Below are 12,978 nucleotides of genomic sequence, written 5' to 3' on the forward strand. Positions count from 1 at the left end.
GACATCTGGCAACGTCAAATCCTCAAGCAGACGCAGCGTTCTCGTAAACCAAGAAGACGAGCGAGTCGCCATATCCAGCCCGCACCGTTGGTGGTGCCCTGTCATGTACGCGCCTCTCTGTACAACCGATCATCGGCCACTACTACCTGGACGAGCATAGCGCTCCAGATTTATCGAACCGGGCCGATAGCCTCCTATCAGTCCGCGGCAATTGGTTGCCGTGTCGTATTTGTCTCTGTCGGTTTGATGTCTTTATGAAATGGTCTTTGCGTAAAAAGATTGCTCTATCCACCAGTACTGCGGTACTGCTGGTGGGTGCCAGCCTGACCGGTATGAACTTCTGGAACAGTCAGAAAAGCCTGGAGACCCACATTGCGGAACAGGTTAGTAATGCCAGCAGGACGTTCAGCGCCAACGTGCGTTACTGGCTGCAAAGCAAGGAGGTAGTGCTCCAGGCTGTGAAGGCCACTGACGACCCGGCTGACATGTTGTCAATTCTTGATCAGGCCAAAATTTCCGGCGGTTTCGACAACGTCTTTTTTGCTCGGGCCGATGGCAGCCAGGTGAACGCCAACGGTGTAACCCTGCCGCCAGACAATAATGACCCTCGCAAATGGAAGTGGTACCAGCAGGCGCTGGTCGCGCCAAACAACATCTACATCTCGACACCGACTATTGCAGCGGCCACTGGAAGCCACGTGCTGTCCCTGGGCCGCGCTCTGCAGCAGAGCGGAAATACGCTTGGGGTGGTGGGCGCTGACGTCAGCATGGCCGAGATTCTTGAGCAGCTGAAACAGATCAAGCTTCCTGGCAATGGCTCGGCCTTCTTTGTAGACAAGGACGGCACCATTCTGGGCCACACGGACACGGACCTGCTCGACAAGAAGGTCAGCGACCTGATGACGGAGCTCACCCCTGCCACCCTGGCGTCACTGGCTGCCAGCAAGGGTACGCAGCACTTGCTGGACCATAACGGTGAGCGTTTGTACGCTGTCCCGATCGATCATGATGGAGAGATTCTCATCATGACGCTGGACGACGCTGTTCTGACCGCCCCGCTCTATCAGCAGCTGTGGGCGAGCCTAGGCGCATTCGGCGCCATCCTGGTTCTGTCGCTGATCACCATCAACATGCTGTGCGCCTGGCTGCTACGCCCGCTGGGTGTGGTCTCCCAGGGACTTCAGGTAATCGCCCATGGCAATGGCGACCTGACCAAGCGCATCCCTCAACAGAGCCAGGACGAGGTGGGCCATCTGGCCCTGCACTTCAACCAGTTTGTGGCCAGTCTGCATGAACTGGTTACGCATATTCGCCATCAGGCGGTGGAAATCGGCCAGGAGTCCACGACGGTGCTAAACAACAGCACATTGTCGGTCGCTGATCTGGGGCGTCTCCAGCAGGAGCTGACACTGGTCGCGACGGCGGTCACCGAAATGGCTTCGGCTACCCAGGAAATTGCGGGCAATGCCGAACGTACGGCGCAATCGGCGCAGCATTCTACCGAAAGCAGTCAGCAAGGCCTGGAGCTGGTTCGCAAGACCCAGACCTCCATTACCGATCTGGCCCAGGAAGTGGCGGAAGCGACTCAGGTCATCACTGAGCTCAGCCAGCACTCCCAGTCCATTTCCAATGTCTTGACCAGCATCCAGAGTATCGCTGAGCAGACCAACCTTCTGGCTCTGAACGCAGCGATCGAAGCGGCGCGGGCGGGCGAGCAGGGTCGCGGCTTTGCGGTGGTGGCTGACGAAGTGCGGACTCTGTCGCAACGCACCCAGGCGTCTACCCAGGAAATCCAGACGACAATCAGCAATCTGTTGCGTGTAACACAGGATGCGGTCAGCCGGATGGACAACAGTCGTCATCTGGCTGAACGCAGCGTGGCGGATGCCGATCAGGCGTACGTGGCGCTGGAGCAGATCACCCAGTCGGCCTCGCTGATCTCGGACATGTCGATGCAGATTGCAGCGGCGGCTGAAGAGCAGACCTCCGTGACGGAAGAAATTACCCGTAACGTCGTAACCATTAAATCCTTGGGTGATACCCTGGCTGAAAGCTCAGTGCAGGCGGAGCATCAATCCCGCTCACTGCAAAGCCACGCCAGTGATTTGAACGAACGCGTCTCCCGCTTCATTCTGTAACCCTGCCTTGCTGTCCACTCCCTTATCCAGGGAGTGGACCCTCTTCTCAACCCATCCGTCTAACACGGTCGTGAATGACCTTCAGGGCTTCCCGAAATACCCAGTGCCACTGGGACGATGCGGCTCGACCAAGCGGGTACCAAAAAAAGCGAAACTCCAATCCGCCTCCGTCGGTGGTGCGATGGACCCAGCCCTCAGGTAACTCGTACGCGCTTTCGCACAGGTGCATCGACCATACCTGCTCCTGATAGCCAGAGACCCATGTTCCTAGATCCACAGGCCATTCGGGCACTTGGATACCTGATTCTTTCCATAGCTCCCGCAACGCAGCCTCAGCAGGTAGTTCATCCGGCTCGAGAGACCCTTTGATCAACTGAAGCCCTGCCAGAGGATGCTCGAACGCCAGTATCTGCAGTTCGCTTTTATGACGCAGTACGACCGGACATGCCTTAACCAGACTTGCTGAAGCATCGCTAGTTGCCAAGGGCAGCCTTGTCATCGCACGTCGACCTGGTTCAGCTGACGCCTCAGCCGATCGTTTTCCCTCTGTAACGCTGTGATGTGGTAGCGCAAATCCTTGATGACACTCAGGTGATAGCGGTGCTCAAGCTCCAGCGCTCGGTAGCGCTGCATCAGTGTGCCTGAGTCTGCCATAGCCAGGGATTGGGAAAGATCGTCTGCTGGAGACATCGGTACGCCCTCCTCTTATTTACTGTTTATTTATACAGTAGTCAGCGGAGCGCAAAATGACAACCTTTTCTGACGCCAAAAGACTGGTCGTACAGGAAATTTCATTGATGTGTCATAAAAAAGGGCGGAACCCGTCCGCCCTTTTCAAGATATCGACTGTTTTTAGACGCGCTTGCGGATCAACCCTTCCTGGGCAACCGAGGCGACAAGCTGACCCGCTCGGTTGTATATGCTGCCACGGCACAATCCACGCGCCCCCCCGGCCCATGGGCTGTCCATGGAATACAGCAGCCACTCGTCCACCCGTAGCGGCTGATGGAACCAGATCGCGTGATCAAGGCTGGCGACCTGCATCTCCTTATTCCAATAGCTGATGCCATGAGGCAACAAGGACGTCGGGAGCAGGTTGAAGTCCGAGGCATAGGCCAGCAGGTATCGATGTAGCGCAGGGTTTTCCGGCAGCTGCCCGTTGGCCCTGAACCAGACATGACGCGAAGGCGCTGTTGGCTCTGGATCAAACGGATGAGTCACCTTGACCGGTCGAATCTCGATGGGCTTTGGTGCCAGCAGCTTTTCCCGCGTAGGCTCCGGGATAAACTGGGCAAACTGTTGGATGTAGTCCAGCTCGGACGCCAGCGAGTCTGGATCGGGCACGTCCGGCATTTCGCTCCGGTGTTCAAAACCGGGTTCCAGACCCTGGAACGAGGCACTGCAAAAGAAAATCGGTTTGCCTTTCTGGATGGCCGTGACGCGACGGGTCGTAAAGCTGCCGCCATCCCGGACGCGATCCACCTCATACACCACCGGAATCGTCACGTCGCCAGGCCGCAAGAAGTAGCCATGCAGCGAGTGCACCTGACGCGACGCATCCACCGTCTGGCTCGCCGCTGACAGGGCCTGACCGAGCACATGCCCACCGAATAATTGCGGAAAGCCCAGGTCCTGACTACGACCGCGGTAGAGGTTTTCCTCGATGGACTCAAGGCTTAACAAGGCAACAAGATCATCCAGCACTGTGCTCATCACGTTTTCCGTGGTCGTTTTGATAATGGCCAAATCATACGCAAGTCAGTCGTGAAGCCGTAGCCCCATGATGAGGAAACGGCGGCGGTAGGACGTCCCTCCAGGACTCCGCCACCCATCAGGCAAAGTCGTTCTCAGGCGCGGGATAAGCTGGCAGCGAAGTCAGGCGCATGTCCACGGTCGCGCGTCCCATGGTGAAGTGATAAAGGCTTTGCCAGGTTGTATCCGCAAGCCCTATCAAGTCATGCACCAGCGGGTCGAAATAGCAACCGATACCGGTGCCTGAAAGCCCTGCCGCTTCTGCCTCCAGGTAAAGCACCTGTCCAATCTGTCCGGTCTCCCAGAATAGCTGCGGATAGCACCAGGCCCCCTGGGCAAGGGCATCATCGAAACGAGCCATCATTGCGATACTGATACAACCGTCAGACGCAATGTCCTGGCCGCAGGAAAGCAAGCCAGCCAGCTCACTGGCATCCCCTTTGAGCAACCGGAACAACCTGAGCCCCTCCGCCTCCTCTACCCGCTCCCAGAGTAAGTCCGCTCGGGCGGTGATATTGAGCTCTCCCTCACTGCGCGCCAGCCAGTACAACCCCGGTTCCAGTCCCACAACGCGATTTACAAAGATCAGAAGATCGACCTGAGCAGGCTTGCCCAACGTCAGGAAAGGCACCGGTGCCTGCTCCGGCAATGTACGCCTTAGCCAGGCAAAGAAAAGATCAGACAGAATGCCCGTCCGACCATCCATGGACTGCGCGCTACGCCGTTGATGCAGCAATGGCCGCAGCAGTAGCTGGTCGTTTTCCTGGATAACTACGCCCCGGGAAATGGGCATGTCATAGGGCAAGCGCTTGGGCGCACGGCATGCGGCAGCGATCCGCCCAACCTCAGGCCACTCTACGTACTCTCGCGAAAGTCGATTAGGCGTGCCGGCGAGCTGCAACTGACTCAGCAGCTTGAACAGACTATCGGGCAAGGAAGGCTCGGCCGATTGCGGCGGACCGATCCAGAGCAGCGCCTCCATTTGCTCCTGCTCACCAAAGCCGTCTCGATCAACTCCAAACGCCGCGTCGAGCGTTTCATCCGCCACGTCGTGAATCAGTCGTGTTTCCCAACCTTGCGCGGCGGCAGCAATGGCAATGGCGGCCAAGGCGTGGCCTATATCATGCTGACAGTAGCGCCAGGCTCGCTCGCCATATTTCCAGGCCTCACGCCAATAGATACTGGACAGCGCGACCAAAAAGCTTCCCGGCGGCAAGGCGCCAATAATGTCTTCATCCAGCACTTCGGGAAGCTCGGCGCGTACTTCCAGGGCATGCAGGTCGGCCGTGTAATGTGTCATCAAGGCACGATCGTTCAGTACACCCGGTGGCAGCAAGGCATAGGCTTCGGTGGGATGCAGATTACCGGAGGAAGGATTCACTCGCAGCGCCCAGCGGCTGCTGCCCGACTCTTTCCAGGCAGAAATGGCCAAACTGTCATAAAACAGCCGAGAGATATTGGCAGGATCCAGCGGGGCCGGCTCGCCTACAGGGCCTGCAAAAACCTCATCGTACAGAGGCGAATCCTCTAGCATGCGGCGCAGTAACGGAATGACTTCGCATCCCCGATACCGGCGGAATGGCGCAGGTTGGTTAGCCCAATCGAGCGCATCGGGTCCGCGGGCATAGCCCTCACGACGGTGCATGCTGAGCGAATGATAGGCTCTGACGATGTCTTCTGGGGTCATGCAGTCCTCTTTGTCATTAACAGGCATTCATGCTGTCGCCAGTTTCCAGTCTACTAATCCATTGATGGCGGCTGAGTCGATACAGAACATGGTGGCGCAAGGGGTGGCCTTCCGGCAGGTTTGGATGTTCAAAGTCGTCGGCCGGATCGTACTGCATACCCAATCGTGCCATCAGGCCGCGGGAGCGTTCGTTTTCAGGCACGGTAAACGCCACAATCTCTTCCAGGCCTACCTGCTCGAAGCCAAAGGCAAGCGCGGCTTCGGCAGCTTCATGGGCATAGCCTTCGTCCCAATATTCGGCACCCAGCCGCCAGCCGATCTCGACCGCTGGCGTAAAAGGTGCGTCGAAATTGGAATGCTCAAGCCCGACATACCCAATGAAAGGCGGACCGTTCCTGACCTCCACGGCCCACCAGCCATAGCCATGATCGTGGAAATGCGCCTGGATACGCTCGGTCAGCGCCTGCGTTTCAGCCTCACTCAGGCATTTGGGGAAAAATTCCATTACCCGTGGATCAGCGCTTTGTGCAGCGAAAGGCGTATAGTCTTCATTGCGCCAAGGGCGCAAAATCAAACGTTCGGTACGTAACACCTTGGGATAGGCCTGGCTCATCTCCACCCTCTTTTAAGGTCCTTTGATGTTGGGACTGTTGTGAAGCCAGAGTATTCCGTAAAGCCGGTTCGGTTTTTTGATAATGGCTACCGCTTGGCGAGATCGGCAGGAATCGTCATCATGAGCGCCCGTCGGCAGCATCGCCTGTATCTGCCGAAACTTGGCATTTAGCCGCATCCTAACAACTACATCTCTAAATTCGACCAATGTATTGACCTTCACTGAGCAATATGGCCGGCGAATGGTCCTACATCATTAATGCGTTCTTTTCAGGCTGCTGCACACACATGACTTCCAAGAATTCGGACAACTTCACCACTAATGACCACAATAAAGTGGCAAAAGGTATGCCAGATGAAGTCCGTAGCCAGCACGTCGATATCTTTTTCGCTGCGGTTAAAATGACTCGCATGCCTATGGTCGTGACCGACCCACGGCAGGACGATAATCCCATTATTTTTGCCAACGACGCCTTCCTGAAAACGACCGGCTATGAAGAGCATGAAGTATTGGGACGCAACTGCCGTTTTCTTCAAGGCCCGGAAACGGACCGGGAGACCATCCGACAGATCCGCGAAAGCGTCGAGTCCCGTCATGAATGCAATACCGAGTTGTTGAATTACCGCAAAGATGGCTCGACCTTCTGGAATGCCTTGTATATTTCTCCGGTCTACAACCAAGCAGGCGAGCTGGTGTATTTCTTTGCCTCGCAACTGGATGTCAGCCGCCGCCATGACGCCGAAGAGGCCTTGCGGCAATCCCAGAAAATGGAGGCGTTGGGTCAGCTCACCGGCGGCATTGCCCATGATTTCAACAATCTGTTGCAGGTCATGGTGGGTTATCTGGACATTCTCCGGATCAACCTGGATCGTCCGGAAATGGACAGGGAAAAGGCCAAGCGCCATGTCGACAACACCCGAGAAGCGGTCAATCGCGCGGCCACACTGACGCAACAGCTTTTGGCGTTTGCCCGCAAGCAGCGCCTGACCGGTCGAACGTTGAACATCAACGAGCTGATTGAAGAGCGACTCGACCTGCTGTATCGAACGCTGGGAGAGCCCTATCAGCTAACGACTCGGCTGGCGCCTGACCTCTGGAATTGCAAGATAGACCCGACCCAGGCCGAAATGGCGCTCATCAATATCCTGGCGAACGCACGTGATGCCATGGAATCGCGGGGTGAAGGTCGTGTCACGATCGAAACCCGCAACATTGAAGTAACGCCAGAGGATATGGCCTACGGAGGCCTGACTCCTGGCCGCTATGCCTGCATCGCCATTACCGATACCGGAGAGGGCATTCCAACAGAAGTGCTTGGACGGGTCCTCGATCCGTTCTTCACAACCAAGGAAGAAGGCAAAGGGACCGGTCTTGGTCTATCCATGGTGTATGGCTTCATGAAGCAGTCCGGCGGCGCGGTTCGTGTGTACTCCGAGGCCGGTATGGGTACGACGGTCCGCCTGTATTTCCCGACGACACAAAGTGAAATCATCCAGCAGCCTGCCGAATCCAATGACACCAGCGAGGAGCCCGGTAACGAGACTATTCTGGTTGTGGATGATCGAGAAGAAGTGGCAGCGCTGGCACAGGCCATTCTTGAGGAGTTCGGTTATTCGGTTCGGGTCGCCTACAATGGCAAGGAAGCGCTGGCTACCCTGGAGCAGCATGGCGATATCCAGATGCTCTTTAGCGACCTGATCATGCCCGGCGGCATGAATGGCGTAATGCTCGCCCAGGAAGCCCGCCGACGCTGGCCTCATATCCGCGTCCTGCTCACGACCGGCTATGCCGATACCACGCTGGAGCGTGGCCAGACGGATACCTCTGAATTCGAAGTGCTGAGCAAGCCCTACGGTCGCCTGGAACTCGCGCGTCGAGTCAGGAAGATACTGGACGGAGCAGGATGAATGACAATGAGGGTGTGATGGAGGAAGACGACCGCTACGAGTGCAGTGCCGAAAGTGACTCACCAGCCAGCCTGGAAGCCTTTCTCAGTTGCCTCGAAGAGGTCGGGCGCAGCCCGGAAAAGGTTTCTGTGGGCCACTTGATCGATGCCATCGGGAGTCGCTCCTACGGTCCACTTCTTCTGCTTGCAGGCATCATTACCCTGTCTCCCCTGACGGGCATTCCTGGCGTTGCCACCGTCATCTCGATCTATGTCGTTCTGGTGAGCGTACAACTGCTCATCGGCCGCAAGCATTTCTGGCTGCCGCGCTGGGCACTGAAACGTCAGGTTCCGCGTGGCAAGCTACGAAAATCACTGCGCATGCTGCACCCTACCGCACGTTTCGTGGATCGCTTTTTGAAACCACGTCTGACCTTCCTGACCAAGGGTATCTTCCAGCACATCACGGCGTTGCTCTGCATTGGGGTCGCGGTATGCATGCCGGTTCTGGATCTGGTGCCCTTCGCCAATACCACGGCCGGAGCCGCCATGACGGCATTCGCCATCTCGCTCATCGCCCGTGATGGACTTATATTCCTGCTGGCCAGCGGATTCTGTTGCGGTATCGTCTGGCTGCTCATCAGTCTCCTGCTCTAGCCATCAGCCTTTTCATGACAGCACTTCCTCTGGTTTACCACGACGATTACAGCCCACCCTTTCCACCCGAGCATCGGTTTCCGATGGAGAAGTTTCGCCTGCTCTATGAGCACTTGAGCGAAAGCGGACTGGTGACGGCTGACAACCTGTACCGCCCGGAATTACCTGTGCCAGAAGTGCTGGCACTGGCTCACGATCCGGTCTATGTCGAGCGCTACATGGGCGGCGAGCTGTCCCATGCCGAGCAGCGCCAGCTGGGTCTGCCCTGGAGCGAGGCGCTGGCACGACGAACCATTCGCGCTGTGGGCGGCTCGCTATTGACGCTGGAGCTGGCGTTGCAACACGGGTTGGCCTGCCATATGGCTGGGGGCACGCACCATGCACATCATGATTACCCAGCTGGGTTTTGTATCTTCAACGACTTGGCCATCATGGCGCTGTATCTCTTGGAAAGCGGCAAGGCGGGACGCGTTCTGATCTTTGACTGCGATGTTCACCAGGGGGACGGCACTGCCCGAATTCTTGAACATGTTCCCGATGCCGTCACGGTGTCGCTGCATTGCCAGACCAACTACCCGGCGCGTAAGGCACAGAGCGATTGGGACATTCCATTACCCAAGGGCATGGGTGATGCAGGGTATTTGCATACCGTTGAGGAAGCACTGAGTTACCTGTTACCTCTCCACCAGCCTGACATTGTGCTCTATGACGCCGGTGTCGACGTGCATGCCAGCGATGCCCTGGGCTATCTCATGCTGACGGACGAAGGCATCGCTGCACGGGACGAATACGTCATCCGCCATTGCCTGAGCCGGGACATCCCGGTCGTCGGCGTGATTGGCGGCGGCTACGACCGGGACCGAGCTCTGCTGGCCAGACGGCACGGCATCCTGCATCACAGCGCCGCCAGGGTCTGGGCCAGCGGGCTTGCGCCGGGCTAGAGCTTCATGGGTCTGGGCTTGGAGCCATCGGAAAAGCGGGTAAACCGGAACTCATAAGGGTCAACGATCGGCCTGGCGCCTGTTACCAGGTCTGCTGCCAGCTGCCCAACCGCAGGCCCCACGCCAAACCCATGACCGGAAAGCCCTGTCGCCACAACCAATCCAGGCACTGCATCAATCTCGGAGATAACAGGAACGGCATCCGGGGTTACGTCGATCAGCCCCGCCCACTGCTGGGCGATCTGTGCCTTGGCAAACACTGGAAACTGACGAACCAGTTGATTCATGGCGTTCAGGTTCTGCTGAGGGTCCGGGTAAGGATCCAGCACGCGCATGTATTCGTAGGGAGACGGGCGATCCAGCGGGACAGGTTTGCCTTCATGCCATTCCTGGCGGAAGCGCTCGTCAAACCGGATCCGCAGGCTCGACCATTCCGATTTCAAGGTCGGTAAAAAGTCCAGAAAGAAGCGGAAGCTGTCGGGTACCAGCGAAGCGATATTCACGCTGCCATTGGCAATGGTATAGCCACCGTCCAGGCGTTTGCGAAATGCCACGTCGCGCGTCCAGAGCGTACAGTCAGGCCCCTCCTCCAGCGGCGCCGTCCGCAGTACGCTGTTGCGTACCTTGAGTTGTGGCAGTCGCACGCCAAGGTCCTTCAGAAAACGGCTCGACCAGGCCCCACCTGCCAGGATTACGGACTCGCAGGCAATTCGGCCTCGTTCGGTAATGGCTGCACTGACCCGCCCGGCCGACAGTTCCAGCCCCCGCACGGCGCAGTCGGTCAGAATGACAGCCCCGAACCGCTGGGCCGCCGTTGCGATCGCAGGTGCTGCTTTCTGGGGCTCGGCGCGCCCATCGGTGGGGCAATAGATACCGCTTTTCCAGCTGACTTCGCCGGCTGGCAGCAACTGCTTGAGCTCGCTGCCAGACACCATGCGCACGTCTATATCATGCTGACGCGCCACACTGATCCATTTTTCGTAGTCGGCCTCCTCCTGCTCGGATTCGGACGAAAACAGAATGCCGGAGCGGCGAAAACCGGTTTCGCCCTGTACAACCTCATTGAGACCCTCCCAGAGCCTCAGGCTTTCAACTGCCAGCGGAATCTCGCGGGGGTCACGGTACAGCTTGCGCACCCACCCCCAGTTGCGGCTGGACTGTTCTCCAGCGATATAACCCTTCTCGCAGAGCACCACGGAAATGCCTTCCCGCGCCAGCGCCAATGCCGCGCTGGTCCCGGCAATGCCTCCGCCGATCACAACGACCTGAACCTTGGCTGGTAGCGCCTTATCCGCCTTGACTAGATCAACCTCGGGTCCCATCTACCACGCTCCGTTCATCGATAATCAGTTAGTCACGCAAGAGCCATGCCCTGTTCAATCGTACACCAGCGGGATTCTGCTGGTACTTCGCGGTAAACTGGCGGGCTTTCTCTACCTGCGATGGCTGTCATGTCCCCACACGTGCCTACTCATTCCCGTACCGCCGCCATTATCGGCGGTGGGCCTGCCGGCCTTATGGCTGCCGAAGTTCTGGCCGGTACTGGTGTAACAGTAGACGTATATGACGGTATGCCCTCGGTCGGACGCAAGTTTCTTCTGGCCGGGGTAGGCGGCATGAACATTACCCACGCCGAAGACCAACCCGCCTTTCGCTCCCGTTACCGCGAGCGTGAAACCGCCCTTTCCCGCTGCCTCGACGGATTCGACAGTCATAGCTTGCGAGATTGGATTCATGGGCTGGGCATCGAGACGTTTGTCGGCAGCTCAGGCCGCGTCTTTCCCACAGACATGAAGGCCGCTCCTCTGCTCCGAGCCTGGCTGCATCGCCTGCGGGAAGCAGGCGTTCGCATTCATACGCGGCACCGCTGGTTGGGCTGGGGCGAGCACGGCACCCTGCGTTTTTCCACTCCGGCTGGGGAAACCTGCCTGCGCGCCGGGGCGACAGTCTTGGCCTTAGGTGGAGCCAGCTGGCCGCGACTGGGCTCCGATGGGGTGTGGACAGGATATCTTGAGGAACAGGGTATTGCCCTTGCCCCGCTAAAACCAGCCAACTGCGGTTTTGAGGTCGCTCAGTGGAGCGATCATTTACGCAGCAAGTTTGCCGGCTCGCCTATCAAACCTGTAGCCATGATGCTTAAAGACGGTACTCGCCGCCAAGGCGAATTCGTGCTGACTGAGACAGGCATTGAGGGCAGTCTGGTCTATGCCCTGTCGGCTGAAATTCGCACCGAACTGCTTCGTACCGGCTCCGCCACCCTATACCTGGACCTTGCGCCTACCAAGGAACAGAGCGCGCTTGCCGCGGCGCTAAGCAAGCCGCGCAAAGGCAAGTCCATGGCCAATCACCTGCGTGCCCATGCCGGACTGGAAGGCGCTCGCTCTGCCCTGCTGCGGGAGCTGGCTCCCGCCAAGGCGTTTGATGACATGCAGCATCTGGCAGCCGCGATCAAATCGTTACCCCTGACTGTAATCCGCCCCCGCCCTATCGAGGAAGCCATCAGTTCGGCCGGCGGCGTACCGTTTGAAGCGCTGAACGAGCAGCTCATGCTCAACGCCCTGCCGGGCGTGTTCTGTGCCGGTGAAATGCTGGATTGGGAAGCGCCTACGGGAGGCTATCTGCTGACGGCCTGCTTTGCTACTGGCCGTACGGCCGGCCTGGGTGCTGCAGCCTGGCTGAACCGGTAACCGTTTATTGTGCGGCCTTGATCACAGCCCTCCTGTCGGATACCCCGAACCGCCTCGTCATGCCCATGGTCAGCTCTCATAGAGCCCGTGACGAGGCTTACTACCGTGCTTATCCTTATGATGAGAGAGCCTGACCATGAATGCTATCGACCTCCTGAAAAACGATCATAAAACTATTCTCGATATTCTTGAGCAGCTGAGCAGCACCTCCGAGCGCGCCGTAAAAAAGCGTCAGGATCTGGTGCAAAAGCTTGAACACGAGCTGACACTTCATACGCATATCGAGGAAGAAATTTTCTATCCGGCGTTCAAGGCGGCGGGCAAGAAAGAAGAAGCAAAGATGTATTACGAAGCGATTGAAGAGCATCGGGCAGTCGACTCGCTGGTGTTGCCGCACATCAAGGCTACAGCGCCTGATAGCCTGGAGTTTTCTGGCCGCGTGAAAGTGGTCAAGGAACTGCTTGAGCATCACATTGAAGAGGAAGAAGAAGAGATGTTCAAGGATGCCCAGGAATTGCTGGCGTCCCAGCTGGACGAGCTAGGCACACAAATGCAGGAGCGCAAAAAGTCGCTCAAGCAAGAGCTCAACGCACGCAAAGCGGCTTGAGCCCTGACAGT

General features: G+C 57.8%; 12 protein-coding genes. 6 read left to right on the plus strand and 6 right to left on the minus strand.

The genetic code is table 11. The features are described 5' to 3' along the window. Positions 1 to 254 precede the first annotated feature (254 nt). Positions 255 to 2,138 carry a methyl-accepting chemotaxis protein gene (locus tag QWJ10_RS00785; RefSeq protein ID WP_289923568.1) on the plus strand — a complete coding sequence of 628 codons (1,884 nt, stop codon included), beginning with the start codon at positions 255 to 257 and terminating at the stop codon, positions 2,136 to 2,138. A 46-nt stretch (positions 2,139 to 2,184) separates the two neighbouring features. On the opposite strand, the gene QWJ10_RS00790 is transcribed toward QWJ10_RS00785, so the two are convergent. The 5 genes from QWJ10_RS00790 to QWJ10_RS00810 all read right to left on the minus strand — a co-directional run bounded on the left by QWJ10_RS00790 (position 2,185) and on the right by QWJ10_RS00810 (position 6,190). Beyond that, positions 2,185 to 2,637: an NUDIX domain-containing protein gene (locus QWJ10_RS00790; protein ID WP_289923570.1), complete on the minus strand. Its 453-nt coding sequence runs from the start codon at positions 2,635 to 2,637 to the stop codon at positions 2,185 to 2,187. Next, positions 2,634 to 2,828, minus strand: a complete 195-nt coding sequence (locus QWJ10_RS00795; protein WP_010797482.1) for a hypothetical protein — start codon at positions 2,826 to 2,828, stop codon at positions 2,634 to 2,636. The genes QWJ10_RS00790 and QWJ10_RS00795 overlap by 4 nt, the downstream gene beginning before the upstream one ends. Positions 2,829 to 2,990: 162 nt before the next feature. Continuing rightward, positions 2,991 to 3,851: an acyl-CoA thioesterase II gene (gene tesB, locus QWJ10_RS00800; RefSeq protein ID WP_289923572.1), complete on the minus strand. Its 861-nt coding sequence runs from the start codon at positions 3,849 to 3,851 to the stop codon at positions 2,991 to 2,993. Positions 3,852 to 3,969: 118 nt separating this feature from the next. Continuing rightward, complete coding sequence (locus QWJ10_RS00805; protein WP_289923574.1) at positions 3,970 to 5,577, minus strand: nitroreductase family protein; 1,608 nt, start codon at positions 5,575 to 5,577, stop codon at positions 3,970 to 3,972. A gap of 16 nt (positions 5,578 to 5,593) precedes the next feature. Next, on the minus strand, positions 5,594 to 6,190 hold the full coding sequence (locus QWJ10_RS00810; RefSeq protein ID WP_010797479.1) for a GNAT family N-acetyltransferase: 597 nt from the start codon (positions 6,188 to 6,190) through the stop codon (positions 5,594 to 5,596). Between the two features lie 287 nt (positions 6,191 to 6,477). On the opposite strand from QWJ10_RS00810, the gene QWJ10_RS00815 reads away from it, so the two are divergent. The 3 genes from QWJ10_RS00815 to QWJ10_RS00825 are packed head-to-tail and all read left to right on the plus strand — an operon-like array spanning position 6,478 to position 9,673. Beyond that, complete coding sequence (locus QWJ10_RS00815; RefSeq protein ID WP_289923577.1) at positions 6,478 to 8,097, plus strand: histidine kinase famiy protein; 1,620 nt, start codon at positions 6,478 to 6,480, stop codon at positions 8,095 to 8,097. Then, the gene (locus QWJ10_RS00820; RefSeq protein WP_289923579.1) at positions 8,094 to 8,732 is read left to right on the plus strand and encodes an exopolysaccharide biosynthesis protein; all 639 of its coding nucleotides are present in this window, start codon (positions 8,094 to 8,096) and stop codon (positions 8,730 to 8,732) included. Before QWJ10_RS00815 ends, QWJ10_RS00820 begins: the two co-directional genes overlap by 4 nt. Positions 8,733 to 8,746: 14 nt before the next feature. Then, positions 8,747 to 9,673, plus strand: coding sequence for a histone deacetylase (locus QWJ10_RS00825; RefSeq protein ID WP_289923580.1), 927 nt, complete (start codon positions 8,747 to 8,749; stop codon positions 9,671 to 9,673). Here the strand turns inward: QWJ10_RS00825 and QWJ10_RS00830 are convergent. Next, on the minus strand, positions 9,670 to 10,995 hold the full coding sequence (locus tag QWJ10_RS00830) for an FAD-binding oxidoreductase (protein ID WP_139208851.1): 1,326 nt from the start codon (positions 10,993 to 10,995) through the stop codon (positions 9,670 to 9,672). The two genes, QWJ10_RS00825 and QWJ10_RS00830, sit on opposite strands and share 4 nt — an antisense overlap. A 129-nt stretch (positions 10,996 to 11,124) precedes the next feature. Here QWJ10_RS00830 and QWJ10_RS00835 point away from each other — a divergent pair, with 129 nt between their 5' ends. Both QWJ10_RS00835 and QWJ10_RS00840 read left to right on the plus strand, forming a co-directional pair. Next, positions 11,125 to 12,360 carry a TIGR03862 family flavoprotein gene (locus QWJ10_RS00835; protein WP_289923585.1) on the plus strand — a complete coding sequence of 412 codons (1,236 nt, stop codon included), beginning with the start codon at positions 11,125 to 11,127 and terminating at the stop codon, positions 12,358 to 12,360. A 136-nt stretch (positions 12,361 to 12,496) separates the two neighbouring features. Continuing rightward, complete coding sequence (locus tag QWJ10_RS00840) at positions 12,497 to 12,967, plus strand: hemerythrin domain-containing protein (protein WP_010797473.1); 471 nt, start codon at positions 12,497 to 12,499, stop codon at positions 12,965 to 12,967. Positions 12,968 to 12,978: the final 11 nt, after the last annotated feature.

Source organism: Pseudomonas sp. WAC2 (assembly GCF_030403525.1).
Taxonomy (GTDB): domain Bacteria; phylum Pseudomonadota; class Gammaproteobacteria; order Pseudomonadales; family Pseudomonadaceae; genus Chryseomonas; species Chryseomonas luteola.

Coding starts and splice junctions, on each gene's coding strand:
- QWJ10_RS00785 (WP_289923568.1), top strand. CDS start 255: ATGAAATGGTCTTTGCGTAAAAAGATTGCTCTATCCACCAGTACTGCG.
- QWJ10_RS00790 (WP_289923570.1), bottom strand. CDS start 2,637: ATGACAAGGCTGCCCTTGGCAACTAGCGATGCTTCAGCAAGTCTGGTT.
- QWJ10_RS00795 (WP_010797482.1), bottom strand. CDS start 2,828: ATGTCTCCAGCAGACGATCTTTCCCAATCCCTGGCTATGGCAGACTCA.
- tesB (WP_289923572.1), bottom strand. CDS start 3,851: ATGAGCACAGTGCTGGATGATCTTGTTGCCTTGTTAAGCCTTGAGTCC.
- QWJ10_RS00805 (WP_289923574.1), bottom strand. CDS start 5,577: ATGACCCCAGAAGACATCGTCAGAGCCTATCATTCGCTCAGCATGCAC.
- QWJ10_RS00810 (WP_010797479.1), bottom strand. CDS start 6,190: ATGAGCCAGGCCTATCCCAAGGTGTTACGTACCGAACGTTTGATTTTG.
- QWJ10_RS00815 (WP_289923577.1), top strand. CDS start 6,478: ATGACTTCCAAGAATTCGGACAACTTCACCACTAATGACCACAATAAA.
- QWJ10_RS00820 (WP_289923579.1), top strand. CDS start 8,094: ATGAATGACAATGAGGGTGTGATGGAGGAAGACGACCGCTACGAGTGC.
- QWJ10_RS00825 (WP_289923580.1), top strand. CDS start 8,747: ATGACAGCACTTCCTCTGGTTTACCACGACGATTACAGCCCACCCTTT.
- QWJ10_RS00830 (WP_139208851.1), bottom strand. CDS start 10,995: ATGGGACCCGAGGTTGATCTAGTCAAGGCGGATAAGGCGCTACCAGCC.
- QWJ10_RS00835 (WP_289923585.1), top strand. CDS start 11,125: ATGTCCCCACACGTGCCTACTCATTCCCGTACCGCCGCCATTATCGGC.
- QWJ10_RS00840 (WP_010797473.1), top strand. CDS start 12,497: ATGAATGCTATCGACCTCCTGAAAAACGATCATAAAACTATTCTCGAT.